We start from the raw sequence: 24,998 nt of genomic DNA, 5'->3' as shown, positions 1-24,998 counted from the left end.
CCCTGATGACCGGACCGATCCTCACGCGCCGCGAAGGCGGCATTCTCGAAGTCACGATCGACCGGCCGAAGGCCAATGCCATCGACCTGAAGACCAGCCGGGTGATGGGCGAGATCTTCCGTGATTTCCGCGACGACGACAGCTTACGCGTCGCGATCATCACCGGCGCCGGTGAAAAATTCTTCTGTCCGGGATGGGACCTGAAGGCGGCCGCCGATGGCGACGCGGTCGACGGCGACTATGGCGTCGGCGGTTTCGGCGGCATGCAGGAGCTGCGCGACCTCAACAAGCCGATCATCGCGGCGATCAACGGCATCTGCTGCGGTGGCGGTCTCGAAATCGCGCTGTCGACCGATCTGATCCTTGCCGCCGAACACGCGACCTTCGCGCTGCCTGAAATCCGCTCCGGCACAGTTGCGGACGCCGCCTCGATCAAGCTGCCGAAGCGCATCCCCTATCACATCGCCATGGACATGCTCCTGACCGGTCGGTGGCTCGACGTGGCGGAAGCCCACCGCTGGGGCTTCGTCAACGAGATCCTGCCGGCAAACAGGCTGATGGAGCGCGCCTGGGAGCTCGCCCGCCTGCTCGAAAGCGGACCGCCGCTGGTCTATGCCGCGATCAAGGAAGTGGTGCGCGCCGCCGAAGGCGAAGCCTTCCAGACGACCATGAACAAGATCACCCAACGGCAGTTCAAGACGGTCGACATTCTCTATTCGAGCGAAGACCAGCTGGAGGGCGCTCGCGCCTTCGCCGAGAAGCGCGACCCCGTCTGGAAGGGCCGCTGAAAGACCCCCGCCATTCTTGGCGGCGCAGGGAACAGAGCCGGACGACCGGCATCGGGACGTGACGAGACGCGCGGGCAAAGCCGCGCGCCATAAACCACGCATCCATAAGCCAAGCTTATGGAAATAAATTGTAATTTAGGGCGTTACAAGAACGGTTCCAGCGATTACGCTTATCGATCTGAAGCTAATGCGCCCGGTCGACGAAAGGAGAACGAAACCCGACGAAACAAGAAGCGGCCGCCCGGGCCGATCCGAAATGCCATCGATACAATGGCTGTACGCAGCAATCTCTAACAACCACAACGAACGGCGAATGCCGACAAAGAAGGGAACAGGGGAATGAGCGATTACAAGGATTACCTCACACAACAGGTCATGCTCGGCAAGATGAACCGGCGCGAGTTTCTCGGCCGCGCAGCCGCTGCCGGCATTCTCGCCTCGACGGCCGGCACGCTGTTTGCGACCAGCGCGGCGGCGCAGGAGCCGAAGCGCGGCGGCCATCTGAAGCTCGGCCTCGAAGGTGCCGCCGCCACCGACTCGAAGGACCCGGCCAAGGCGCTTTCGCAATTCATGTTCGTCGTCGGACGCAACTGGGGCGACATGCTGGTCGAAAGCCATCCGACGACAGGCGCACCGGTGCCGGCACTTGCCGAATCCTGGGAGCCCTCGGCCGACGCATCGACCTGGACCTTCAACATCCGCAAGGGCGTGAAGTTCCACGACGGCAAGGAGTTGACGCTCGACGACGTCATCAAGACGTTGCAGCGCCACACCGATGACAAGTCGGAATCGGGCGCACTCGGCGTGATGAAGTCGATCAAGGAAATCAAGGCCGACGGCGGCAAGCTCGTGCTGACACTCACGGAAGGCAATGCCGACCTGCCGCTGCTGCTGTCCGACTACCACCTTATCATCCAGCCGAACGGCGGTCTCGACAGTCCCGACGCGATGATCGGCACCGGCCCCTACAAGGTGACGAGCTTCGAACCCGGCGTTCGCGCCACCTTCGAAAAGAATGCCGACGACTGGCGCACGGATCGTGGCTATGTCGATTCCGTCGAACTGATCGCCATGAACGATGCGACGGCCCGCATCGCCGCCCTCTCCTCCGGCCAGGTGCACTTCATCAACCGAGTCGATCCGAAGACGGTCAACCTGTTGAAGAGGGCGCCCACTGTCGAGATCCTGAACACGTCGGGCCGCGGCCACTACGTGTTCATCATGCATTGCAACACGGCGCCGTTCGACAACAACGACCTGCGGCTGGCGCTGAAATACGCGATGGATCGCGAAACCATGGTCGAGCGCATCCTCGGCGGCTATGGCAAGGTCGGCAACGACTTCCCGATCAACGACACCTATGCCCTCTTCCCTGAGGGCATCGAGCAGCGCGCCTATGACCCGGACAAGGCGGCCTTCCACTACAAGAAGTCCGGCCATAGCGGCTCGGTGCTGCTGCGCACCTCCGACGTCGCCTTCCCAGGCGCGGTCGACGCGGCGGTGCTCTACCAGGAAAGCGCCAAGAAGGCCGGCATCGAAATCGAGGTCAAGCGCGAACCGGGCGACGGCTACTGGACAAACGTCTGGAACGTCCAGCCCTTCTCGACGTCCTACTGGGGCGGCCGCCCGACCCAGGACCAGATGTATTCCACCGCCTATCTCTCGAACGCCGACTGGAACGATACCCGCTTCCAGCGCGCCGATTTCGACAAGATCCTGCTCGAGGCCCGCTCCGAGCTGGACGAAGCGAAGCGTAAGGAGATGTACCGGACCATGGCGATGATGGTGCGTGACGAAGGCGGCCTGATCCTGCCGATGTTCAACGACTTCGTGAATGCCGCCGGCAAGCAGGTGAAGGGCTACGTGCATGACATCGGCAACGACATGTCGAACGGCTATGTCGCAACCCGGGTGTGGCTGGACGCATGATGATGGAAAGCGGACCGCTCACTGGTCCGGTTCCGACGGACGGGAGCGCGGATGGAACCCATCCGCGCCCTGCCGAACTTTCCGGAGTACCAGCAAAACCCAACCCTGCGGATGGTGAAATCGGCGGCACCTTCTGGCGCCGCTTCACCTTCCGCCGCCCGCTCGCGGCGCTGATCCTGCAGCGCCTGGGCCTGAGTGTCGGCCTGCTCTTTGCCGTGTCGCTGATGATATCAGGCGGCATCGAGGCGCTTCCCGGCGACTTCGCCACCACCTATCTCGGCCAGTCCGCAACGCCGCAGGCGGTTGAAAACATCCGCAAGGATCTCGGCCTCGACAAGCCCTGGACCGAACGCTACCTGTCCTGGCTCGGCGGTGCCGTCAAAGGCGATTTCGGCACCTCCTGGGCCAGCAAGAATTCGGTCGGCGAGCAGATCGGCAAGCGCCTCGGCAATTCGCTGTTTCTCGCCTTCTTCGCAGCGCTCGTTTCCGTGCCGCTCGCCGTCGGCCTCGGCATGCTGGCGGTCCAGTTCCGCAACAGGCTGCCGGACAAGATCATCAACGTCGTGTCGCTCGCAGCCATCTCGCTGCCCGAGTTCTTCGTCGGCTATCTCCTGATCATGTTCTTCGCCGTCAAATATGGCATCGCGACCTTCCCCGCGACCGTCTATGACAGCATGAGCTTCACTGAACGTCTCTCGGCGATAGCACTTCCGGTCGCGACGCTGGTTCTCGTCGTGCTCGCCCATATGATGCGCATGACCCGTGCGGCCATCCTCAACGTGATGTCTTCGGCCTATGTCGAGACAGCGGAGCTGAAGGGCCTCAGCATGTTCCGCATCATCGCGCGCCATGCGGCTCCCAATGCGGTGGCACCCGTCATCAACGTCATCGCCCTCAACCTCGCCTATCTCGTCGTCGGCGTCGTCGTGGTCGAGGTGGTCTTCGTCTATCCCGGCATGGGGCAATACATGGTGGATGCGGTGACCGTGCGCGACATGCCGGTCGTCCAGGCCTGTGGCCTGATCTTTGCCGCCTTCTACATCTTCCTCAACATGGCGGCCGACATTCTCGCAATCATCGCCAACCCGAGACTGAGGCATCCGCGATGAACCTGAGATCCATTCCCTTCAGCGCCTGGGTCGGCATCGCCGGCATCACCCTTGCGATCTTCTGTGCCGTCTTCGCGCCCGTCATCGCCCCCTTCGGCGAACGCGACGTCGTCGGCGACATCTGGCTTCCGGCCGGCGGCGACTTCCTGCTCGGCACCGACAATCTCGGCCGCGATCTGCTGTCGCGTCTGGTCTATGGCGCCCGCACCACCATCTTCGTGGCGCTGGCGGCAACCGTGCTCTCCTTCTCGCTGGGCATGTTCTTAAGCTTCACGGCGGCCGTCGTCGGCGGCTTCACCGACCAGTTCTTCTCCCGCTTCAACGACCTGATGATGGCGATCCCGACGCTGATCTTCGCCCTCGTCGTTCTCGCCGTCTTGCCGCAGCATCTGTGGATCCTGATCCTGGTCATGGCAGTGCTCGATTCCACCCGCGTCTTCCGCATCGGCCGCGCCGTGGCACTCGATGTCGCGGTCATGGAATTCGTCGAAGCCGCAAGGCTGCGCGGCGAAGGCTCGCTCTGGATCATCTTCCGCGAAATCCTGCCGAACACGCTGTCGCCGCTGCTCGCCGAATTCGGCCTGCGCTTCGCCTTCTCGATCCTGTTCCTCTCCACCCTCTCCTTCCTCGGCCTCGGCATCCAGCCGCCGGCCGCCGACTGGGGCGGCATGGTCAAGGACAACAAGGATGGCATCATCTTCGGCATTTCGGCGGCCCTGATCCCGGGCGCGGCAATCGCCACGCTGGCGATCTGCGTCAACCTCGTGGTCGACTGGCTGATGAAAAGAACCTCGAGCCTCAAGGGAGGACGCGGCGATGCCTGAGATGCTTTCCGTCAAGAACCTCAAGATCGAAGCGACCAGCTATCCGCCGGGCGAACCGCCCAAGGTCCTGACCCTCGTCGAGGGCGTCTCCTTCGACGTTGAGAAGGGCAAGGTGCTCGGCCTCATCGGCGAATCTGGCGCCGGCAAGTCGACCATCGGGCTTTCGGCGCTCGCCTATGGCCGCGGCGGCGTGCGCATCACCGGCGGCCAGGTCCTGCTCGATGGCAAGGACATCCTGACGCTCGACAAGAACGGTATCCGCTCGATCCGCGGCGCCCGGGTCTGCTACGTCGCGCAATCCGCGGCCGCCGCTTTCAACCCGGCCCACCGGCTTGGTGACCAGGTAATCGAGGCGTCGCTCCGCCACGGCATCATGAACCGTGAGGAGGCGAAGAAGCGGGCGCTCTATCTGTTCCGGGTGCTGGGCCTCCCCAATCCGGAAACCTTTGGCGACCGCTATCCGCACCAGGTCTCCGGCGGCCAGCTCCAGCGCGCCATGACCGCCATGGCGCTTTGCCCCAATCCGGAGTTGATCGTCTTCGACGAGCCGACCACTGCGCTCGACGTGACGACCCAGATCGACGTGCTTGCCGCGATCAAGCACGCGATCGAGGAGACGCATACGGCAGCGCTCTACATCACTCACGACCTCGCGGTGGTCGCCCAGATCTCCGACGACATCATGGTGTTGCGCCACGGCAAGACGGTGGAATACGGCACCACCAAGCAGGTGATCGAGGCACCGCGGGAGGATTACACCCGCGCACTCGTCAGCGTCCGCCAGACCAAGCGCGACGAGGCGGCCGACCAGGCCGGGGCGCAGTTGAAGATCGAGCACGTCAGCGCCGGCTACGCCAACGGCTTCAAGGTGCTGCACGACGTCTCGATGCATCTGCCGAAGGGCCAGACGCTGGCGATCGTCGGCGAAAGCGGCTCGGGCAAATCGACACTCGCCCGCGTCATCACAGGCCTCCTGCCGCCGACCGAGGGCCGCATCAGCTTCGAGGGCAAGGAACTGCCGCGGGCCTTGAAGGGCCGCAGCAATGACGAGCTTCGCCGCATCCAGATGATCTACCAGATGGCCGACACGGCGATGAACCCACGCCAGACGGTGCGCGACATCGTCGGCCGGCCGCTCTCCTTCTATTTCGGCATGCACGGCCAGAAGAAGTCGGAGCGGGTCAAGGAACTGTTGGACCAGATCGAGATGGGCAGCCGCTTCCTCGATCGGTATCCGGCCGAGCTGTCCGGCGGGCAGAAACAGCGCGTGGCGATCGCCCGGGCGCTGGCCGCCAAGCCGGAACTGATCCTCTGCGACGAGCCGACCTCGGCGCTCGACCCGCTGGTGGCCGAAGGCATCCTGAATCTGCTTTTGAAGCTTCAGGAGGAAACCGCTGTTTCCTATGTCTTTATCACCCACGACATCGCCATCGTCCGGGCGATCGCCGACAGCGTTGCGGTCATGCATCGCGGCCGCCTCGTGCGCTTCGGGCCGAAGTCGAAGGTGCTGTCGCCACCCTTCGACGACTATACCGACCTGCTGTTGAAGTCGGTTCCGGAAATGGAAATCGGCTGGCTGGAACGCGTGCTGAAGACGCGAAGGATGGAAAGCGCCGGAAACTAGATCAATTCCAGGAAAAGTGTGAAACGGTTTTCCGTCCGGAATTGCGCAATTTCAAATAGTTGGAGCGATTCGCTGTTTCAATGAAACAGTGAATTGCTCTAGGGCCATCGCGGAAAATGCGCGTTGCCTGTTGTGGCACGCAATCTGAAGGGAAGCCGGCTGCACATAGGCGATCGGCTTCCCTGCCCCCAATACTCGGTTTCCGGGATCCGCCGTGTCACGACGCGACGGCGCAGTCACGCTTCGCGTGAGCTCGCGTCAATGCTCCCAGAAATGCTTCTTGACCTCGCTGTCGACCTGCTTTTCGGTCAGGCCGATATCATCGATCAACTCCGGCGAATCGGCCGCCATATGGGCAAGCTGATCGCGGTAGTGCTGACGATCGTCCCACATGGCAAAGAGACGCTTCGGGTGAAACCACTTGGTGATGCGGCCATCGCCGGGCTCGGACGTCTGCTCTACGTCCTCGGATACGGAGTGGTAGAAGTCGGACATGCCTGACAGAAGCTTGCTCATGGTCGTCCTCCCGCGTGATGTTCAGCGCAAACTCTAGCCTCATAGGACTATGCGGCAATCGCACATGTGCAGTGTTTTGCTTCCAGCATTTGTAGTATTTTGCTGGAGCCGCAGCAGAACCGAACCGGTGAAACGACAAGGAGGCAGGTATGACCCGCATCCTGAGGCGTCGCTTTGTGCCTGCGATCCTGTCGGATCGCGAGCGTGCAGTCGCCGAACGCTTTGCTGCCGGCCTGACCTACCGCCAGATCGGCGAAGCGCTCTGCATCGCGCCATCGACCGTGCGCAGCCATCTCGCGACGATCTATGGCAAGCTTGGCGTTCGCAACAAGATCGCGCTGGCGTCAGAGATAGCCGGACCAAGGGAGTTAACGACCGCGGCACCGGCAGAGCAAGGGCCACCGGTCCTCGCCCTGTTCCCAATCGAAAGCCTGAACGAAGAGCAGCGCTGGCGCCGGTTTGCCGACGGCCTTTCGTCGGATATCTGCGTCGATCTCGCGCGCTACGCGGATCTGCCCGTTGTCGCCTTTCACACCATGAAACTGCTCGGCAATCGTGCGGACAGCTACGACGACCATGTCCAGGCCATCGGCGCGACCTATGCGGTGACCGGCCAAGTTCGCGCCGACGACCGGCAGGTGCGGCTGACGATCCAGCTCTCGGAAACGCGCTCCGGCATGACGCTATGGAGCGAACGCTACGACCGGCCGATCGGAGACATACTCGCGCTTCAGGACGATTTGACGGAGAGCGTCGTCAACGCGCTGGCAGGCTGCTTCGGCAAGCTGGCCGCCCTCAGGCGCAATGCCAGTCGCAAGAAGGCCCCCTCGAACCTGCATTCCTACGATTACTATCTTCTCGGCGTCGAAGAGCTCAACCGGTTCAGCGCGGAAGGAAACGCTGCGGCAATCCACCTCCTCACGCGGTCGCTCGAATTGGACCCCGCACGCGTGAGGGCCTGGACCGAACTGGCCTATGCCTACTCCGTCCAGGCGTGCAACGGCTATGGCATCGACTTTGATACGACCATCGGGAACTGGCGATCGGCTATCGAGGAGGCCTTGCGCCTCGATCCGGCAAACCCGTTCGCCCATACCTGCCTTGGCGATCTCAAGGCGTGCCTCGGCGACCTCAAAGGTGCCGCCGACGCCCAGGCGCACGCGTTCGAGCACGGCAAGCACAATGCCGATACCCTGGCGCTCTTGGCCGGTAGCAAGGCTCTGGTGGCCGGAAATCCGGCCGAAGCGATGCCGCTAATCGAGAAAGCGTTGTCCCTCAATCCCTTGGCACCGCCCTGGTACTACGGCATGCTCGGTCGCGTCCTCTTCGTCATCGGCCGTCATGCGGAGAGCCTTTCGGCGCTGGGACGCAGTTCACAGGAATCGCCCAATACGCTGATGTTTCAGGCCATGGGACACGCCCGTATCGGAGAGACCGAAGAAGCGGCAAGCGCCGCATCACGGTTACGCACCGAGTTCCCGGACTTCTCCGTCGAGCGCTTCATCGCCGGTTACCCGGTCACCAACCCGCCGGCGCTCAAAGCCGTTCAGGAAGGAGCCCGGCTGGCGATGCTCGACTGACGGCGCAATCTCACTTCTGCCGGCAATCGACGTCGCCCACGCGCTGGGCGGCTTCGCCTTCAAACGTCACAGACGGTTCTGCCTTCGCGGCGCAATCGCCCTTGGCGCCAGCACCCGCGCGGAAATGCACGACCGGCTGACCCTCGATCATGATGCTCGGCACCACCTCGTAGAGTTCCGGCGGGCAATTGGCGACGTCGGAGAGCCTGAGCGCCGGCTGGCCGCCGATCATCACGCTGGAGGCGCCCGAAAGCGCGCAGGACGGGATCGGCGCCCGCGCCTCCTCGGCCATTGCAGACGGAGCCGGCACGGCGAACCAAAGGCAGGCGGTGACGGCCGCTACAGCTTTCATGATCTCTCCTCCAATTGTCCCCTTGCCGGTGCAAGCTATGACACGGCCGCGCCCCCGCCTCAATATTCGGTCGGCACGGTCAAAGGCTCGGCTTCGGGCGCATCAAGGAAGGCGCGGACCGTCTGAGGCATGTGTCGCGAACCGAAGGAAAGCACGCCACAGCGCGAGAGCATCTGGCGCAGATCCGGCTGAGCCCCAAGAGATCGCCAGATCATCCGAGACGCATAAGGCAGGTTCTCCTTGCGCCAGGAGACCCCCATGGTGGTACCGCGCAGATAGACGCGCTGGTGCACTTCGAAGGGTAGAAGGATCGTCTGCGCCAGCATCGGCTCGCGCCCGATGCTGCGCTCGGCGACGAAGATGCGGTTTCGCCAGAAGGTGACGAGACCGACATATTTCGAGAACTGCTGGATCTCGTTTTTCGGGTCGCGGATGCGCTCGATCGATTTCACCCGGATCGAGCCCGCCTCCTCGTAGATCCGGGCGCAGGAGCACACAACCAGCCCCGGCCAGGAGAGCGAAACATGGTAAGTCTGATAGTAGCCGATATGGCGCCTCAAGCCCGCGATGTCGCCGGGAAAGCCTTCGAGCAGCAGGCTGGCATCCGAGCGATCGCGGTCCGGTCGCGTCATGCGCGCCTCGAACTGTTTTGCCGGCAGCGCGAAGTCCTCGGCCGCCAGTCCGAAGAAGCGGGCGATGCGCGCGACATTGTGCGGTGACGGCCGCGCTTCGCCACCGATGTAGCGATTGAACTGCTGCCGGTTGATGCCGATCTCGCGGCAGATCTGCGAGATCGACCGCCGCGTCGCGCAGGCAAACCGCAGATTGGCCGAGAAGATGTCGATGTCCTGCACTGCGCTACCCGCCCTCACCTTGGCGCCAGCTGCCTTGGTAGAGGCCGGCGGCGAAAGGATAGCGTAAAAGCACGCAAAAAAGCGTCAAGTCGCGAAATTGTGCACGTTCCTGCAGCCGTTAGGTTTTCCCGATAAACATCTCACCAAAGGGAACCTGGAAATGACCGACTTCACGAAGCGACCCGACGGCCTTCTCGTCCCCGCCGGCATCAGCCGGCGCGGTTTCCTGGCGGGTACCGCAGCGCTCGGACTCGCGGCCGGCCTTGGCGGCACGCTGACGGCCAAGGCCGCGCAGGCCCAGGAGCCGAAGCGCGGCGGCCATCTGAAGCTCGGTCTCAAGGGCGGTGCCACCACCGATTCGCTCGACCCCGCCGCCTATAGCGGTTCCGTTTCCTTCGTCATCGGTCACCTCTGGGGCGACACGCTGGTCGAATCCGACCCGAAGACCGGCGCGCCGCTGGCGGCCCTTGCCGAATCCTGGGAGCCTTCGGCCGATGCCTCGCAGTGGACGTTCAAGATCCGCAGCGACGTGAGTTTCCATGACGGCAGCAAGCTGACGGTTGCCGACGTCGTTGCAACCTTGACGCGCCATGCCGACGAAGGCTCCAAGTCCGGCGCGCTCGGGCTGATGCGGTCGATCAAAACGATCGAGGAAAAGGGCGGCGCGCTGGTGCTGACCTTGACCGAAGGCAATGCCGACCTGCCGCTGCTTCTGACCGATTATCACCTGATCATCCAGCCGCGCGGCGGTGTCGACAACCCGGCCTCGCCCATCGGCACCGGCCCCTACAAGCTTGCAAGCTACGAGGCGGGCCTGCGCGCCACTTTCGAGAAGAACGCCGCTGACTGGCGCTCCGACCGCGGTTTCGTCGACTCGGTCGAGATCATCGTGATGAACGACACGACGGCGCGGATCGCAGCACTCTCGTCCGGCCAGGTCCACTTCATCAACAACATCGACCCGAAGACCGTGCCGCTTTTGAAGCGCGCGCCGCGCGTCGAGATCCTCCGGACCGCCGGCAAGGGCTTCTACAGCTTCCTGATGCATTGCGACACCGCGCCCTTCGACAACAACGACCTCCGGCTGGCGCTGAAATATGCGGTCGACCGCCAGGCGATCCTCGACCGGGTGCTCGGCGGTTTCGGCACGCTCGGCAACGACTATCCCGTCAACGGCAACTACGCGCTGGCGCCTGAGGGCATCGAGCAGCGGGCCTATGATCCGGACAAGGCCGCCTTCCACTTCAAGAAGTCCGGCCACGACCGGCCGATCCTCTTGCGCACCTCCGACGCCGCCTTCCCGGGTGCGGCGGACGCTGCCGTGCTCTTCCAGGAAAGCGCCAGGAAGGCCGGCATCGAGCTGGAAGTGCGGCGCGAGCCGGAGGATGGCTACTGGACCAATGTCTGGAACGTGCAGCCCTTCTGCGCTTCCTACTGGGGCGGTCGGCCGACGCAGGATTCGCGCTACTCGACCTCCTACCTTTCGACCGCCGAATGGAACGACACGCGCTTCAAGCGCGAGGATTTCGACAAGCTGCTGCTCCAGGCCCGCTCCGAGCTTGACGATGCCAAGCGCAAGGAGATGTACCACAGCATGGCGTTGACGGTGCGCGACGAAGGCGGCCTGATCCTGCCGGTCTTCAACGACTACGTGAACGCCGCTTCGGCCTCGCTCAAGGGCTTCGTCGACGACATCGGCAACGACCTTTCCAACGGCTATGTCGCAAGCCGTGTCTGGTTCGACAGCTAAGCAATTCCAGCGAAAGTGCAACGCGGCTTCGCGTCCGGAATTGCGAAAAGCGATGGAGCAATTCCAGCGAAAGCGGGACACTGTTTCGCGTCCCGAATTGCCCGAGAGAACAAAGAGATAGTTAGAACGACATGTCAGAACGTGAATTCACTGTGATCGAAAACGAATGGATCCGGCTGAAGGACGGTACCCGGCTTGCCGCCCGCATCTGGATGCCCACCGGCGCGGGAGCCGCGCCGGTTCCGGCCGTGCTCGAATACCTGCCCTACCGCAAGCAGGGCGGTACGAGCCTGCGTGACGAATCCACCTATCCCGTCTTTGCCGCCGCCGGCATTGCCGGCGTGCGCGTTGACATCAGAGGCTCCGGCGAAAGCGATGGCGTCATCGATGGTGAGTACACGCCGCGCGAACTTTCGGACGGGTGCGAAATCATCGAATGGATCGCGGCGCAGCCCTGGTCCAACGGCAAGGTCGGCATGATGGGCATCTCCTGGGGCGGCTTCAACTGCCTGCAGGTCGCAGCCCTGAAGCCGCCGGCGCTGAAAGCCGTCATCTCCATCGCCTCGACAGTCGACCGCTACAACGACGACATCCACTACAAGAATGGCTGCCACCTTTCCGCCCAGCTTTCCTGGGCGGCGACCATGCTCGGCTACCAGTCGCGCTCGCCCGACCCCGCAATCGTCGGCGACCGCTGGAAGGAAATGTGGATCGAGCGGCTGGAGAACGAGCCCTATTTCATGGAGGAATGGCTGAAGCACCAGCGCCGCGACGCCTTCTGGCAGCACGGCTCGATCGCGGAGGATTTCGGAAGCGTCGAGGTGCCGGCACTCGTCATCGCCGGCTGGGCCGACGGTTACCGCAACACGCCCTTGAAGGCCGTCGAAGGTCTCGGCGACAAGGCGAAGGCCCTGATCGGCCCCTGGGTGCACAAGTACCCGCATTTCGCCTTCCCGAAGCCGCGCGCCGATTTTCATGGCGAGGCGATCCGCTGGTGGAACCGCTGGCTGCGCGACGAGAAGAACGGCGCCGAAGACGGGCCGCAGGTGCGCGCCTACATTCTCGATGGCCCGCGCCCGTCGCTCCGGCGCGACAGCGATCCCGGCCGCTGGGTGGCGAAGGACGCGTGGGCATCGCCGGAGATGCAGCTTTTCGGCGTTTCCCATGACGCGCGGCTGACGCCTTCGGCCGGCGGCACCGGCATCGGCGAGATCTACTTGAAATCGCCGCTCGATACCGGAACGGCAGCCGGCGAGTATTTCACCCTGAAGCCCGACGCCGAAATGGCCGGTGATCAGCGCATCGACGATGCAGGCTCGCTTGTGTTCGAGACGGCGCCACTGCTCGCCGCCGCCGACTATCTCGGCCAGCCGACGCTGACCGTCGATGTCAGCTGCCAGGCGGCAACGGCCAATCTCGCCGTCCGCCTCGTCGACGTGCATCCGGATGGCACCGCGACCCGCGTCGCCTTCGGCGTCCTGAACCTTGCGCATCGCGACGGCAACGCCCAGCCGCGGCCAATGGAACCGGGTCGCAAGACGCGGGTGACACTCGTGCTCGACGCCTGTGGCTATCGCTTCCGCGCGGGCAACCGCATTCGCGTGTCGCTCTCCACCTCCTACTGGCCGCTGATCCTGCCATCGCCCACGGAGCCGGGCCTCACGATCGATACATCAAGCCTGTCGCTGGCGCTTCCGCTGCTTGGCGCTCACCGCGAAATCGCCGTGCCCGAGCCGGAAAACCCCGATCCGCTGCCGAAATACCGCGAACTGACACGCGGTACATCGAGCCGCACCGTCGAGCGCGACATGACCCACGGCATGACCCACTACCGGATCTACGAGGACACCGGCCTCTCCGACCATCCTGAGACCGGCCTTGCCACCCAGGACATCCGCGACGAAACCTGGTCGATCGCGCCCGACGATCCGCTCTCGATGATCGGAACCTCGACCTGGACCTGTGTCGCCAAGCGCGACGGCTGGTCGGTGCGCACCGTCTCGACCTCGACGCTCCACTGCACCGAAAGCGAGTGGATCACCGAGGCTGAAGTCGTCGCCTATGAGGGTGACAGGCAGATCTTCGAGAAGCACTTCAAGAAGCGCATCCCTCGCGATTTCATGTGAGGTGCGCTTCCGGAACGGGCGGGCCGTTGGCCGTCGCCGCGCCCGGTCCGACAGCGCTCTCTTGACTTCATCGACAAGCCATTGTACCAATCGGTAAACACTTTACCAATTGGTACACAAATGCGCCGCTTCTTTTCGCGTCACCAGCCTCCCGTTCATATCAACCGCGGCCTCATCGCCAGGCCTTGTCGCCATTGATGCCGTAGGCGCGCTCACCAATCTTGTCGGCCATCCCATGCTGATGGCGCCCTTCGGCGCCAGCTGCGTGCTGATCTTCTCGGTCGCATCAAGCCCATTGTCGCAGCCGGCCAATGTCGTCGGCGGCCATGTCGTCGCCACGCTCGTCGGCCTGATCCTGAGAGCCTTTTTCCCCAACGAATGGTGGGCGGTGGCGATCGCCGTCGGTGCAGCGATCGCGCTGATGGCGGCGCTGCGCATCACCCATCCGCCGGCGGGCGCCAATCCGCTCGTCGTCTTTGCCGCCGATCCCGGTTTCGAGTTCCTGCTCTTCCCGGTGCTGACCGGTTCGCTTATCCTCGTCGCCGTCGGCGCGCTATTCCACCGCTTCGCCCGGGTCGAGTATCCGCTTGTGAGGAAACCGGCATGAGCCGCATCGTCGCCGAACGTCAGGACGTCATCGCCACGCTGGCGGAAATCTTCCGCGAGCATGGCTATGACGGCACCAGCCTCAGCCTGATCACGGAAAAGACCGGCCTTGGTAAAGGCAGCCTCTACCATTTCTTCCCCGGCGGTAAGGAGGAGATGGCCGAGGCCGTGCTCGGCGATATCGCCGCGTGGTTCCGCACCCACATCTTCGAAGCACTGCGCCACGCCGAAGATTCGGCGCAAGCGCTGGAGGCAATGTTTGCGGGCGTGGACGACTATTTCCGCCAGGGCCGCAGGCTCTGCCTGATGGGCGTGATCGCCGCAAGCGGCGCGCACGACCGTTTCGCCCGCGAACTCAACGGTTACTTCTCCGACTGGCGCGCCGATCTCGCTGCGACGCTTGAACGCGCCGGCACGCCAAAGGCGGAATGCAACGCGCTCGCCGAGGAAATCGTCGGCGGTATTCAGGGGGCGTTGGTCCTCGCCCGCAGCCTTGACGATCCCGGCGCCTTCGGCCGGGTGCTCGCCCGGCTGAAGACGCGGTGTCTGCCCTCCCCGCCAAATTGACAAAAATCAGATCACCGCTTGAGCCTGCCTTGACAAGCGCCTCCGCGCGCAGATATTAACCGACAAGTTAAATAACTCTACGGTTAAAGACTGGGCGCATTGGGGCGCCGAGCGAGGAGGCTTCATGACAGCGACGACCGCGAACGCAGCGCGCAAGGATATCAGCCTGGAAATCGTGCGCGACTTCGAAGCGCCGGTGAGCCTCGTCTTCAAGGTCTGGTCGACGCCCGAGCACATGCTGCGCTGGTGGGGACCGCGTGATTTCACGCCGCATTCGCTGAACATGGATTTCCGTCCGGGCGGCGCTTGGCGCGCCTGCATCCGCTCGCCCGAAGGCCAGGACTATTGGATGAGCGGCGTCTATCGTGAAGTGAGCGAGCCCGAAAAGCTCGTCTTCACCTTCGCCTGGGATGAAGACGGCGAGCCCGGCAACGACACGCTGGTCACCGTTTCCTTTGCCGATATCGGCGGCAAGACCCGGCTGACCTTCCAGCAAACACCATTCGAGACTGTCGAAGAGCGCGACTCGCACCAGGAAGGCTGGGGCGAGTGCCTCGAGCGGCTCAAGGATTACGTCGAGCATGTCTGAGATCGCAACCCTGCAAAGCCCCGTGACGCCCGGCCCTAGGGCGACCCGGCGCGAATGGATCGGGCTCGCCGTGCTGGCCCTGCCCTGCATGCTCTATTCCATGGACCTGACCGTACTGAACCTTGCGGTCCCGCAACTGACCGAGGAGCTGAAGCCCTCCGCCGCCCAGCTTCTCTGGATCATCGACATCTACGGCTTCATGGTCGCGGGCTCCCTGATAACTATGGGAACGCTCGGCGACCGCATCGGCCGCCGGCGCATCCTGATGATCGGCTCGATCGCCTTCGGCCTCGCCTCGATCTTCGCCGCATTTGCCTGGAACGCCGAAACCTTGATCCTCGCACGTGCCGTGCTCGGCGTCGCGGCGGCGACGCTTGCACCCTCCACCCTCTCCTTGATCCGCAACATGTTCCTGGACGACAGGCAGCGCACTTTCGCAATCGGCGTCTGGCTTGCCAGCTTCTCGGCCGGCGGTGCCATCGGGCCCGTTGTCGGCGGCCTCATGCTGTCGCAATTCTGGTGGGGCTCGGTCTTCCTTCTCGCCGTTCCCGTCATGGTGCTGATCGTGGTTCTCGGACCGATCCTGCTGCCGGAGTTCCGTGATCCCGAGGCCGGTCGGATCGACCTCACCAGCGCCGGCCAGTCGCTCGTTGCCGTGCTTTCGGTGATCTACGGCGTGAAGCACATCGCCGAGGCCGGACTCGACACGACAGCGACCTTCTTCATTCTGCTCGGCATCGCCGTCGCGATCCTGTTTGCACGCCGCCAGCTCCGGCTTGCCGATCCGCTGATCGATCTGGCGCTGTTCAGGACGCTCACCTTCAGCGCCGCACTGGGCGTCAACATCCTCGGCATGTTCGTCGGCTTCGGCGCGTTCCTGTTCGTTGCGCAATATCTGCAGCTGGTTCTCGGGCTTTCGCCTTTCGTTGCCGGCCTCTGGTCGGTGCCGACAGGCGTCGCGATGATCGTCGCCTCGATGGGGGTGCCGGTGCTCGCAACGCGCTTTGCCGCCTCCAATCTGATCGCCTCCGGTTTCGTGCTGGCGGCCGTCGGTTTCGCGATCTGCACCCAGGTCGGCACATCGAGCAGCCCACTGCTCGTCACGACGGGTCTTGTCGCGCTCTGCCTCGGCTTCGCCTCGATCGGAACCTTGACGACAGACATGATCGTCGGCTCGGCACCGCCGGAACGTGCGGGTGCGGCCTCGGCGATCTCGGAAACCAGCTTTGAATTCGGCGGCGCGCTCGGCATCGCCGTGCTCGGCAGCCTGCTGACCTCGGCCTATCGCGGCCGGATGGACGAACTGGTGGTGACCGGACTGCCGGAAGAAACAATCGCGGCGGCACGACAGACGCTTGGCGGTGCCGTCGCGGTCGCCTCCAACCTGCCGCCGGTGGACGCCGAACGGCTGCTGACAGCGGCGCGCGGCGTCTTCACCCAGTCCTTCGCCTTCACCGCCTCGATCTGCGTGTTCCTCTCGCTCGCCACCGCGCTCATGGCCTTCCTGCTTCTGCGCAAGGCAAGCGATGGCGATACCGGCGGCGACCCGACACTGGTCGACAAAGCGGCGCCGTCGGGCAACGTCGGATAACACCCGCGGCGCAAGTCGCCGCGGCATCAGAACGCGACCCACATTGCGCCCACCGACGCTGGCCATCCAGCCGGCGAACGGTGACGTGCGCTCGAATTTAGGGAGGGAACCGATGAAGAAGCTTTATCGCGGCAGCTGCCATTGCGGTGCCGTCACCTTCGAATGCCAGCTCGATCTCGCAGACGGCATCCGCCGCTGCAATTGTTCCTTCTGCGCCAAGACCCGGATGCAGAAGGCCTTTGCGCTTCGAGAAGAATTCGAAATCACCGCCGGCAAGGACAGGCTCACGAGCTACCGCGCCGACAATTCGAGCTGGATCGTCGGCGATGTCGATCACTATTTCTGCAGCCGCTGCGGCGTCCGCCCCTTCTCGCGCGGTTACCACAAGGATTTTCTTGGCCACTTCTACGCGGTCAACGTCGCCTGCCTCGATGGCGTCAGCGACGCGGAACTCGCCGAAGCGCCCATCATCTACGAGAACGGCCGCGCTGACGACCATTTCAACCCGCCAGAAGACACGCGCTTCATGTGAGGCGCGGTCTCCGCCGGGAGTTGTACCGCGTCAGGCGACGGTCAAGGCCCGCAGCGCGTCCAGCGCCCGTTCGGCATCCGCTTCCGGCACGAAGATGTGGTCGTGATAATAGGCCGCGATCACATTGGCGCTGATGCCCTCGCGCGTCAGCGCCGCCGAGACAGCCGCAGTCAGACCAACGGCTTCCAGCGCCGAATGCACATTGAGCGTGATGCGCCGAAGCAGCGGACCGTAATCGAGCCCCGCCTCGTCCGCAGCACTGCGGGCAAGGACCAGCGTGAGCCCCTCATCCTCGCGATAAGTGGCGAGCGGCTCCAGCGCCTGGTAGCGCGCCTGATCGCGGTAGGCGACGGTGCAGTAGACATAGGTCTGCGGAAACAGCACCGGGTTCATCGTCGCCAGGAGTTTTGCGAGATCCGTTTCGCCAGCCATGACATCTTCCCCGTTTGCGCATCTGATCGGCTGAAGTGGTAGCGGATCGTCACGTTGGCGTGAAGCACGCGAACGCGATTTGACCATTGTCATTCCCGTGAAAACATGAGGTCATCAAGCGCCCGGAGTGGAAACCGGGCGGTGGAGGAAATGATGGCGTTGAGCAGCAAGTCGGCACATGCCTCTTACACCCCCCTCGGAATGCTGACGGCCACCTTCGCCGCGCTGCTGGCGGCGGTACCGCTCGCCGCCGCCCAGGAACCGGCCGTCGTCATCCCACCGCCCTCGCTCGACGAGAAAGTGTCCGGCACGACGGAGATCGCCGTCTTTGCCGGCGGCTGCTTCTGGGGCGTTCAGGGCGTTTTCCAGCATGTCAAAGGCGTGAAAAAAGCCGTTTCGGGCTATTCCGGCGGCAGCGCCGCGACCGCCGACTACGAGACGGTCAGCGGCGGCAAGACCGGCCACGCGGAATCAGTGGAGGTCATCTACGATCCGCGCGAGGTGACCTATGGAGGACTGTTGCAGGTCTTCTTCTCCGTCGCCCACAACCCGACACAGCTCAATTACCAGGGCCCTGACCATGGCACCCAATACCGGTCGGCGCTCTTTGCCGTCACGGATGAGCAGAAGCGCATCGCCGACGCCTATATCGCCGAACTCGGCAACTCACGCGCCTTCCCCGCGGCGATCGTTACGGAAGTCTCACCCTTTAGGGGATTCTACGCCGCCGAGGACTATCATCAGGATTTCCTGACGCGAAATCCGACGCACCCCTATATCGTCTACAACGACATGCCGAAGATCGAGAACTTGCGGGCGCTCTTCCCGCAGGCCTTCCGGGCAAACCCCGTGCTGGTGTTCAAGGCGAAGAGCTAGCACTGATAGAAATAGCGTGACGCAGCTTTCCGCCCGGAACGGCAACGCACCAATTGTCAGCGGGTTCCTACAAGTACCGCCACGCCCTCGGCCAGCCGCCGAAACCCTTCCCGCGCGCCGTCGCTCATGTGCCGCGCCCGCAGCCAGGCGTGGATCATCTGCGGCTCTTCGCGGAAGGTGACGTTGACGCCGACCGTGGCAAGGCGCGCGGCATAGAAGCGCGCGTCATCGCGCAGGGGATCGAAGAAGGCGCCGGTGATATAGGTCGGCGGCAAGCCCGAGAGATCCTTTTCCGCCAAGGGCGCTGCGAAGGAATTGTCGGCAGGCGCCTGCAGGATCTTGCGATAATAACTGGTATCGGCGGTCGTCAGCCCTGGCGCCTCGGCCATCTCCACATAGGAGCCGGACACGAGGTCGCCACCGAGACCCGGATAGATCAGCACCTGGCCGACAACGCCAGTGAGCCCCTCCGCTCGCGCCTTGAGCACGATGCCGGCCGTGAGGTTGCCGCCGGCGCTGTCGCCGGCAACGACGACCGGGCGACCATCGGCGAGCAACTCCTGCAGCACCGCATAACAATCCTCGAAGGCCGCTGGCCAGACATGCTCGGGCGCCAGGCGATAATCGACCGATACCAGCTCTGCCCCAGCAAAATCCGCCAGTTCGGCGCAGATCGCATCATGGCTGTTAAGCGAACCGACGACGAAGCCGCCGCCATGGATGTAGTAGATGCGGGTCTTCGTCGAAACCGTTGCGGGCCGGTAGCGCCGGATCGGAATGCGGCCATCGACGAACCTATCCTCGCGGGTGAGACTGGCCGGGCTCGGCGCATCGAATTCGGCGCAAAGCGCGTCGTACCATTTTCGCTGCTGCTCGATCGAGGCATCAACAGCATCGGCGGGATAGAAGTCTTCGCAGCGGCGATGGAAGGCGAGGATGCCCTCCTCCGTCGGCATCGGCCGCTTCGTCATCTGGTCCACATCGTCCTCCTCTCATCCCGCTTTCCCGCCAGCTTAGCATCGGCACGCCCGCTCCCTGTTCGAAAACCGACATGACAGGAAAAAATCACCGACCGATCCGCTTGCGTTTCGGCGCTTGCCAGCCCTGCCCCGCACCTATTAACTCGCGCCATGGCCTTCACATTTCGACAGTTGCAGTATTTCGTCGCCGTCGCCGAGCAGGGTTCGATCACCCGTGCGGCGCAGAACCTTTCGATCTCGCAATCCTCGATCACCGAGGCGATCAAGGAGCTCGAAGGCGATCTCGGCGTCGAGCTCTTCGACCGCCATCCGCGCGGCCTGTCGATCACCCATAACGGCCACCAGTTCCTGCGCCACGCCACCAAGATCCTCTCCAATGTCTCCGACGCCCGACGCAGCTTTTCCGACAGCCGCGAGGAAACCGGCGGCAAGCTCAATCTTGGGGTCACCTCGCTTGTTGCCGGCTACGTGCTCTCCGATCTCTTGGCCCGCTATCGCCGCGCCTGCCCCGGCGTCGAGGTCAGCGCCATCGAGGACAACGGCTCCTATCTCGAACATCTGTTGATCGGCGGCGAGCTCGATGTCGCCGTCATGGTCATTTCCAACCTGCGCGATCGCATGGCGCTGCAGGCCGAAATCCTCGAGACGTCGCCCTATCGTCTCTGGCTGCCGATCGGCCACCCTCTGGTCAGCGCCGACATCATCTCCGTCAGCGATATCGCCAAGGAACCGCTGATCATGCTGACGGTGGATGAAATCGAGGAGAACACCGGCAAATTGCTGTCGGCACTCGGCGCCCGCCCGCACGTCGCCTTCCGCACCCGCTCGGTGGAAGCGGTGCGCAGCCTGGTCGCGACCGGCGCCGGCATCGCGCTTTTGCCCGATCTCGTCTACCGCCCCTGGTCGCTTGAAGGCGACCGCATCGAGAGCCGCGACGTCTCCGGCGCGCTCCCCGTCGTGCAGGTCGGCATGGTCTGGCGCAAGGGCTCCGGCCTGCCGCAATCGGCGCGCGATTTCGTCGGCATCGCCGAGGCGCTTCGAAGCGCCCGCCCGCGTTAACCCACTGGATTTGTTTGCTTTCAGGCCGCTTCTGAGCGTTGATATCGGAAAAACCGAAAGCGACATTCTGTTTAATGAATTTGCGAATGCGGAGAAATCAAGGCACGCTTCATTCTGGGAACGAAGCCGTAAAATGCGGCTCAAAACTGGGAGAATTCAGATGAAGCAGATGCTTAAATCCTGCACGGCATTGACCCTGTCGCTTGGCCTTGTTGCCCCGGCATTCGCGCAGGAGCCGCTGAAGGAACTCGGCAAGGGTGAAGGCGAACTCTCCATCGTCGCCTGGGCCGGCTACATCGAGCGCGGCGACACCGACAAGAACTACGACTGGGTCACGGATTTCGAAAAGCAGACCGGATGCAAGGTCTCGGTCAAGACGGCGGCGACCTCGGACGAAATGGTCGCGCTGATGAACGAAGGCGGCTTCGACCTCGTCACCGCCTCCGGCGACGCCTCGCTGCGCCTCGTTGCCGGCAAGCGCGTCCAGCCTGTTAACACCGACCTGATCCCGAGCTGGAAGACGATCGACGAGCGCATGCAGAACGCGCCGTGGTTCACGGTCAACGGCGTTCATTACGGCGTACCCTATGTCTGGGGCCCGAACGTGCTGATGTACAACAAGGATGCCTTCAAGGGCGAAGCGCCGAAGAGCTGGAATGTCGTCTTCGAGGAAATGAACCTGCCCGACGGCAAGTCCAACAAGGGCCGCGTCCAGGCCTATGACGGCCCGATCCATGTGGCCGACGCCGCCAACTACCTGATGGCCCACAAGCCCGAGCTCGGCATCAAGAATCCCTACGAACTCAACGAAGACCAGTACAAGGCGGCCCTCGATCTGCTTCGCGGCCAGCGCAAGCTGGTCGGCCGCTACTGGCACGACGCGATGATCCAGATCGACGACTTCAAGAACGAAGGCGTCGTCGCCTCCGGCTCCTGGCCGTTCCAGGTCAACCTGATGGAAGCCGAAAAGCTGCCGATCTCTTCGACCATTCCGGAAGAAGGCGTCACCGGATGGGCGGATACGACCATGCTGCATGCCGAAAGCGCCCATCCGAACTGCGCTTATATGTGGATGGAGCACTCGCTGTCGCCGAAGGTGCAGGGCGACGTCTCCGCCTGGTTCGGCGCAAACCCGTCCGTCGGTGCCGCCTGCAAGGGCAACGACCTTTTGACCGACGCCGGCTGCAAGACCAATGGCTATGAGGACTTCGACAAGGTCAAGTTCTGGAAGACGCCGGTTACGAAGTGCGAAAGCCAGGGCGAATGCGTGCCCTATCACCGCTGGGTCTCCGACTACATCGGCGTGATCGGCGGTCGCTGAGCCGTCGCGACCACATCGCAAGCATCGCCCCTCACCCTAGCCCTCTCCCCGCACGCGGGGAGAGGGAACGCCCCCGGCCAAGCCTCGGGCGTGACCTTTGAGGCAAGACGCCCGCCACGAGTCCCCTTCGCCCCGCCTGCGGGGAGAAGGTGCCCGGCAGGGCGGATGAGGGGCGCTTCCCCTCACCGCGGGGATGAGGGGCCACACTTTCCGGAGTACTTCAATGACCACCGCCGTTCTCTTCGACAATGTTTCCCGCCACTTCGGCGCCGTGCGCGCCGTCGATGGCGTGAACCTCGAAATCGCCGAGGGCGAATTCTTCGCCATGCTCGGTCCCTCCGGCTCGGGCAAGACCACGTGTCTCCGCCTGATGGCCGGCTTCGAGCAGCCGACCGGCGGCCATATCGAGATCTTCGGCGAGACGGCCGAAGGCGTGCCGCCCTATCGGCGTAGCGTCAACACGGTGTTTCAGGACTACGCCCTCTTCCCGCATCTCTCGATCCTCGACAACGTCGCATACGGGCTGATGGTCAAGGGCGTCGGCCGCGAGGAACGCCGCAAGGCAGCCGAGGACGCGCTCGCCATGGTCAAGTTGCCGGGCTACGGCACTCGCCGCCCCGGCCAGCTCTCCGGCGGCCAGCGTCAGCGCGTGGCGCTCGCCCGGGCGCTCGTCAACAAGCCCAAGGTGCTTTTGCTCGACGAACCGCTCGGCGCGCTTGATCTGAAGCTGCGCGAGCAGATGCAGGAGGAGCTGAAGAGCCTGCAGAAATCGCTCGGCATCACCTTCGTCTTCGTCACCCACGACCAGGGCGAGGCGCTGTCGATGGCCGACCGCATCGCCGTCTTCAACGATGGCCGCATCCAGCAGCTCGGCAGCCCCGAAGACGTCTACAAGCAGCCGAAGACGCGGTTCGTTGCCGATTTCGTCGGTTCGTCCAACGTGCTGCCGGCGAAACTCTGCCAGCGGCTCGGTTTGAAGGCACCCTCCGCCAGCCTGCGCCCGGAGGCGATCTCCATCTCCACCCCGTGGACCGGCGCGCTCAGCCTTTCGGGCACCGTCTCGGCCCATAGTTTCCTCGGCGCCGTCAACCGCGTCGTCGTCGATGTCGATGGGGCCCGTGTCGCCGTCGCCAGCCCCGCAGCGCTCACCGTGCCTGCGGTCGGCAGCCCCGTCACCATCAGCTTCGCCGCCGACGAGCTGCACCCGATGGAGGACGCATGACCGCCTTTGCCGAACCCCTCGTTCTGCCCGAGCGCCGCGGCCCCGCCGGCCGCCTGTCGGACTTTTTCTGGAAGCACCCGCATCTGCTGCTGACGGTGATGCTTGCGCCGCCGCTGCTCTGGCTCGGCGTCGTCTATCTGGGCTCGCTCTTTGCGCTGTTGCTGCAGAGCTTCTTCTCGATCGACGATTTCTCCGGCCTGATCAATTACGAGTTCACGCTGGCGACCTATCGCCAGCTTTTGAGCGAAACCAATCTCGACATCATCCTGCGCACGGTGACGATGGCGGCAACCGTCACGCTCGCTTCCGCCGTCATCGCCTTCCCGATCGCCTATTACGCGGCGCGCTACGCGCAGGGAAAATGGAAGGTGCTCTTCTATCTCGGCGTCATGCTGCCGCTCTGGTCGAGCTATCTGGTCAAGATCTACGCCTGGAAGCTGATCCTCGCCAAGGAAGGCATCCTCACCTGGATCTTCGAAAAGCTGCACCTGCTCTGGCTGCTCGACGGTTGGCTGTCGCTTCCCGTCGTCGGCGGCAACTCGCTCTCGGTCAGCTATACCGGCACCTTCATCGTCTTCGTCTATGTCTGGCTGCCCTTCATGATCCTGCCGATCCAGGCAGCGCTCGAGCGCGTGCCTGGCAACCTGATCGAGGCTTCCTCGGATCTCGGCGGCACGCCGGCGCAGACCTTCCGTCACGTGCTCTTTCCCTTAGCGCTGCCGGGCATCGTCGCCGGCTCGATCTTCACCTTCTCGCTGACGCTCGGCGACTACATCATCCCGCAGATCGTCGGCTCCTCAAGGCTGTTCATCGGCCAGGCGGTCTATGCTCAGCAGGGCACCGCCGGCAACATCCCGCTCGCCGCCGCCTTCACGGTGGTGCCGATCGTCATCATGGGCGCCTACCTGTTTGTGGCCAAACGCATGGGGGCTTTCGATGCGCTCTGATCGCTTGAACCGCTCGCCGATGGGCTTGAAGATGGCGGCCGCCGCCGGCCTTGCCTTCCTGCACCTGCCGATCCTCTTGATCTTCCTCTACGCCTTCACGACGGAGGAAAAGAGCTACCAGTTCCCGCCGCCGGGGCTGACCGCGCAATGGTTCGCCGTTGCCTGGAACCGGCCCGACGTCTGGGCGGCGCTGACGCTCTCGGTCAAGGTCGCCGCGATCGCCACGTCGGTGGCGCTGGTGCTCGGCACCCTCTGCGCCGCCGCCGTCAGCCAGACGCGCTTCTTCGGCCGCGAGACGATCTCGTTGCTTGTCATCCTGCCGATCGCGCTTCCCGGCATCATCACCGGCATTGCGCTGCGCTCCGCCTTCTCGATGGCCGATATCCCCTTTTCCTTCTGGACCATCGTTCTCGGCCACGCGACCTTCTGCATCGTCGTCGTCTACAACAATGCGGTCGCCCGCTTCCGGCGGATATCAGGCTCGCTGATCGAAGCCTCGATGGATCTCGGCGCCGACGGCTTCCAGACCTTCCGCCACATCATCCTGCCGAACATCGGCACGGCGTTGCTCGCCGGCGGCATGCTCGCCTTCGCGCTGTCCTTCGACGAGGTGATCGTCACCACCTTTACCGCCGGCCAGCAATCCACCCTGCCGATCTGGATGCTCGAAGAGCTGATCCGCCCGCGCCAGCGGCCGGTGACCAACGTCGTCGCCATGGTCGTGGTGCTCGTCACCTTCCTGCCGATCCTCGGCGCCTACTACCTCACCCGCGACGGCGACCAGATCGCCGGCGCCGGCAAATAACTCGACTATCAAGGGAGAA

24 protein-coding genes are annotated in these 24,998 nt (G+C 63.7%); 19 read left to right on the top strand and 5 right to left on the bottom strand.

The annotated features are described in order from the left end of the window. The first annotated feature begins 5 nt into the window (after positions 1 to 5). The 5 genes from BLU35_RS21545 (at position 6) to BLU35_RS21525 (ending at position 6,274) form a co-directional block, all read left to right on the top strand. Positions 6 to 788: a carnitinyl-CoA dehydratase gene (locus tag BLU35_RS21545; RefSeq protein ID WP_057253307.1), complete on the top strand. Its 783-nt coding sequence runs from the start codon at positions 6 to 8 to the stop codon at positions 786 to 788. A 339-nt stretch (positions 789 to 1,127) separates the two neighbouring features. Next, positions 1,128 to 2,717 carry an ABC transporter substrate-binding protein gene (locus BLU35_RS21540; RefSeq protein WP_058326793.1) on the top strand — a complete coding sequence of 530 codons (1,590 nt, stop codon included), beginning with the start codon at positions 1,128 to 1,130 and terminating at the stop codon, positions 2,715 to 2,717. Then, the gene (locus BLU35_RS21535; protein WP_058321866.1) at positions 2,717 to 3,826 is read left to right on the top strand and encodes an ABC transporter permease; all 1,110 of its coding nucleotides are present in this window, start codon (positions 2,717 to 2,719) and stop codon (positions 3,824 to 3,826) included. The genes BLU35_RS21540 and BLU35_RS21535 overlap by 1 nt, the downstream gene beginning before the upstream one ends. After that, positions 3,823 to 4,650, top strand: a complete 828-nt coding sequence (locus tag BLU35_RS21530) for an ABC transporter permease (RefSeq protein ID WP_058321816.1) — start codon at positions 3,823 to 3,825, stop codon at positions 4,648 to 4,650. The genes BLU35_RS21535 and BLU35_RS21530 overlap by 4 nt, the downstream gene beginning before the upstream one ends. Beyond that, positions 4,643 to 6,274: an ABC transporter ATP-binding protein gene (locus BLU35_RS21525; protein ID WP_093234410.1), complete on the top strand. Its 1,632-nt coding sequence runs from the start codon at positions 4,643 to 4,645 to the stop codon at positions 6,272 to 6,274. The genes BLU35_RS21530 and BLU35_RS21525 overlap by 8 nt, the downstream gene beginning before the upstream one ends. 258 nt (positions 6,275 to 6,532) lie before the next feature. Here the strand turns inward: BLU35_RS21525 and BLU35_RS21520 are convergent, their stop codons facing one another. Further along, positions 6,533 to 6,790 (bottom strand): DUF1127 domain-containing protein, encoded by a 258-nt coding sequence (locus BLU35_RS21520; RefSeq protein WP_058321814.1) that lies wholly within the window; start codon positions 6,788 to 6,790, stop codon positions 6,533 to 6,535. 149 nt (positions 6,791 to 6,939) lie between these two features. On the opposite strand from BLU35_RS21520, the gene BLU35_RS21515 reads away from it, so the two are divergent. Then, positions 6,940 to 8,370, top strand: coding sequence for a LuxR C-terminal-related transcriptional regulator (locus tag BLU35_RS21515; protein WP_093234409.1), 1,431 nt, complete (start codon positions 6,940 to 6,942; stop codon positions 8,368 to 8,370). Between the two features lie 10 nt (positions 8,371 to 8,380). Here the strand turns inward: BLU35_RS21515 and BLU35_RS21510 are convergent, their stop codons facing one another. Together BLU35_RS21510 and BLU35_RS21505 are read right to left on the bottom strand one after the other, a co-directional pair. Continuing rightward, complete coding sequence (locus tag BLU35_RS21510) at positions 8,381 to 8,722, bottom strand: PAAR domain-containing protein (RefSeq protein WP_057253294.1); 342 nt, start codon at positions 8,720 to 8,722, stop codon at positions 8,381 to 8,383. A 59-nt stretch (positions 8,723 to 8,781) separates the two neighbouring features. Beyond that, complete coding sequence (locus BLU35_RS21505; protein WP_093234408.1) at positions 8,782 to 9,576, bottom strand: helix-turn-helix domain-containing protein; 795 nt, start codon at positions 9,574 to 9,576, stop codon at positions 8,782 to 8,784. A 160-nt stretch (positions 9,577 to 9,736) separates the two neighbouring features. On the opposite strand from BLU35_RS21505, the gene BLU35_RS21500 reads away from it, so the two are divergent. The 7 genes from BLU35_RS21500 to BLU35_RS21470 all read left to right on the top strand — a co-directional run bounded on the left by BLU35_RS21500 (position 9,737) and on the right by BLU35_RS21470 (position 17,337). Then, positions 9,737 to 11,326, top strand: coding sequence for an ABC transporter substrate-binding protein (locus tag BLU35_RS21500; RefSeq protein ID WP_093234407.1), 1,590 nt, complete (start codon positions 9,737 to 9,739; stop codon positions 11,324 to 11,326). A 131-nt stretch (positions 11,327 to 11,457) separates the two neighbouring features. Next, positions 11,458 to 13,452, top strand: coding sequence for a CocE/NonD family hydrolase (locus tag BLU35_RS21495; protein ID WP_093234406.1), 1,995 nt, complete (start codon positions 11,458 to 11,460; stop codon positions 13,450 to 13,452). 235 nt (positions 13,453 to 13,687) lie between these two features. Then, positions 13,688 to 14,059: an HPP family protein gene (locus BLU35_RS21490; RefSeq protein WP_286161579.1), complete on the top strand. Its 372-nt coding sequence runs from the start codon at positions 13,688 to 13,690 to the stop codon at positions 14,057 to 14,059. Then, entirely contained in the window at positions 14,056 to 14,625 is a 570-nt protein-coding gene (locus BLU35_RS21485) for a TetR/AcrR family transcriptional regulator (protein WP_093234405.1), read from the top strand. Before BLU35_RS21490 ends, BLU35_RS21485 begins: the two co-directional genes overlap by 4 nt. A gap of 124 nt (positions 14,626 to 14,749) precedes the next feature. Beyond that, the gene (locus tag BLU35_RS21480; RefSeq protein WP_093234404.1) at positions 14,750 to 15,214 is read left to right on the top strand and encodes an SRPBCC family protein; all 465 of its coding nucleotides are present in this window, start codon (positions 14,750 to 14,752) and stop codon (positions 15,212 to 15,214) included. Then, positions 15,207 to 16,805 carry an MFS transporter gene (locus BLU35_RS21475; protein ID WP_093234403.1) on the top strand — a complete coding sequence of 533 codons (1,599 nt, stop codon included), beginning with the start codon at positions 15,207 to 15,209 and terminating at the stop codon, positions 16,803 to 16,805. Before BLU35_RS21480 ends, BLU35_RS21475 begins: the two co-directional genes overlap by 8 nt. Before the next feature lie 112 nt (positions 16,806 to 16,917). Continuing rightward, on the top strand, positions 16,918 to 17,337 hold the full coding sequence (locus tag BLU35_RS21470; RefSeq protein WP_093234402.1) for a GFA family protein: 420 nt from the start codon (positions 16,918 to 16,920) through the stop codon (positions 17,335 to 17,337). 30 nt (positions 17,338 to 17,367) lie between these two features. Here the strand turns inward: BLU35_RS21470 and BLU35_RS21465 are convergent, their stop codons facing one another. Further along, positions 17,368 to 17,769, bottom strand: coding sequence for an ACT domain-containing protein (locus BLU35_RS21465; RefSeq protein WP_058321568.1), 402 nt, complete (start codon positions 17,767 to 17,769; stop codon positions 17,368 to 17,370). A gap of 153 nt (positions 17,770 to 17,922) precedes the next feature. On the opposite strand from BLU35_RS21465, the gene msrA reads away from it, so the two are divergent. Beyond that, on the top strand, positions 17,923 to 18,645 hold the full coding sequence (gene msrA / locus BLU35_RS21460; protein WP_093234401.1) for a peptide-methionine (S)-S-oxide reductase MsrA: 723 nt from the start codon (positions 17,923 to 17,925) through the stop codon (positions 18,643 to 18,645). 56 nt (positions 18,646 to 18,701) lie between these two features. On the opposite strand, the gene BLU35_RS21455 is transcribed toward msrA, so the two are convergent. Beyond that, on the bottom strand, positions 18,702 to 19,616 hold the full coding sequence (locus tag BLU35_RS21455) for an alpha/beta hydrolase (protein WP_502688165.1): 915 nt from the start codon (positions 19,614 to 19,616) through the stop codon (positions 18,702 to 18,704). Positions 19,617 to 19,775: 159 nt separating this feature from the next. On the opposite strand from BLU35_RS21455, the gene BLU35_RS21450 reads away from it, so the two are divergent. The 5 genes from BLU35_RS21450 to BLU35_RS21430 all read left to right on the top strand — a co-directional run bounded on the left by BLU35_RS21450 (position 19,776) and on the right by BLU35_RS21430 (position 24,979). Next, the gene (locus BLU35_RS21450) at positions 19,776 to 20,684 is read left to right on the top strand and encodes a LysR family transcriptional regulator (protein WP_029742595.1); all 909 of its coding nucleotides are present in this window, start codon (positions 19,776 to 19,778) and stop codon (positions 20,682 to 20,684) included. Positions 20,685 to 20,844: 160 nt separating this feature from the next. Continuing rightward, complete coding sequence (locus tag BLU35_RS21445) at positions 20,845 to 22,005, top strand: ABC transporter substrate-binding protein (protein WP_093234400.1); 1,161 nt, start codon at positions 20,845 to 20,847, stop codon at positions 22,003 to 22,005. 223 nt (positions 22,006 to 22,228) lie between these two features. Next, a complete protein-coding gene (locus BLU35_RS21440) occupies positions 22,229 to 23,227 on the top strand; it encodes an ABC transporter ATP-binding protein (RefSeq protein WP_065375648.1) in 999 nt (332 codons plus the stop codon). After that, on the top strand, positions 23,224 to 24,174 hold the full coding sequence (locus BLU35_RS21435; RefSeq protein ID WP_057253272.1) for an ABC transporter permease: 951 nt from the start codon (positions 23,224 to 23,226) through the stop codon (positions 24,172 to 24,174). The genes BLU35_RS21440 and BLU35_RS21435 overlap by 4 nt, the downstream gene beginning before the upstream one ends. Then, positions 24,164 to 24,979, top strand: coding sequence for an ABC transporter permease (locus BLU35_RS21430; RefSeq protein WP_093234399.1), 816 nt, complete (start codon positions 24,164 to 24,166; stop codon positions 24,977 to 24,979). Before BLU35_RS21435 ends, BLU35_RS21430 begins: the two co-directional genes overlap by 11 nt. Positions 24,980 to 24,998 lie beyond the last annotated feature (19 nt).

Origin of the sequence: Sinorhizobium sp. NFACC03 (assembly GCF_900103435.1) — a bacterium.
Lineage (GTDB): Bacteria > Pseudomonadota > Alphaproteobacteria > Rhizobiales > Rhizobiaceae > Ensifer.
The sequence above is the reverse complement of the archived record's forward strand: the minus strand, read 5'-3'. Positions and strand labels throughout refer to the sequence as shown.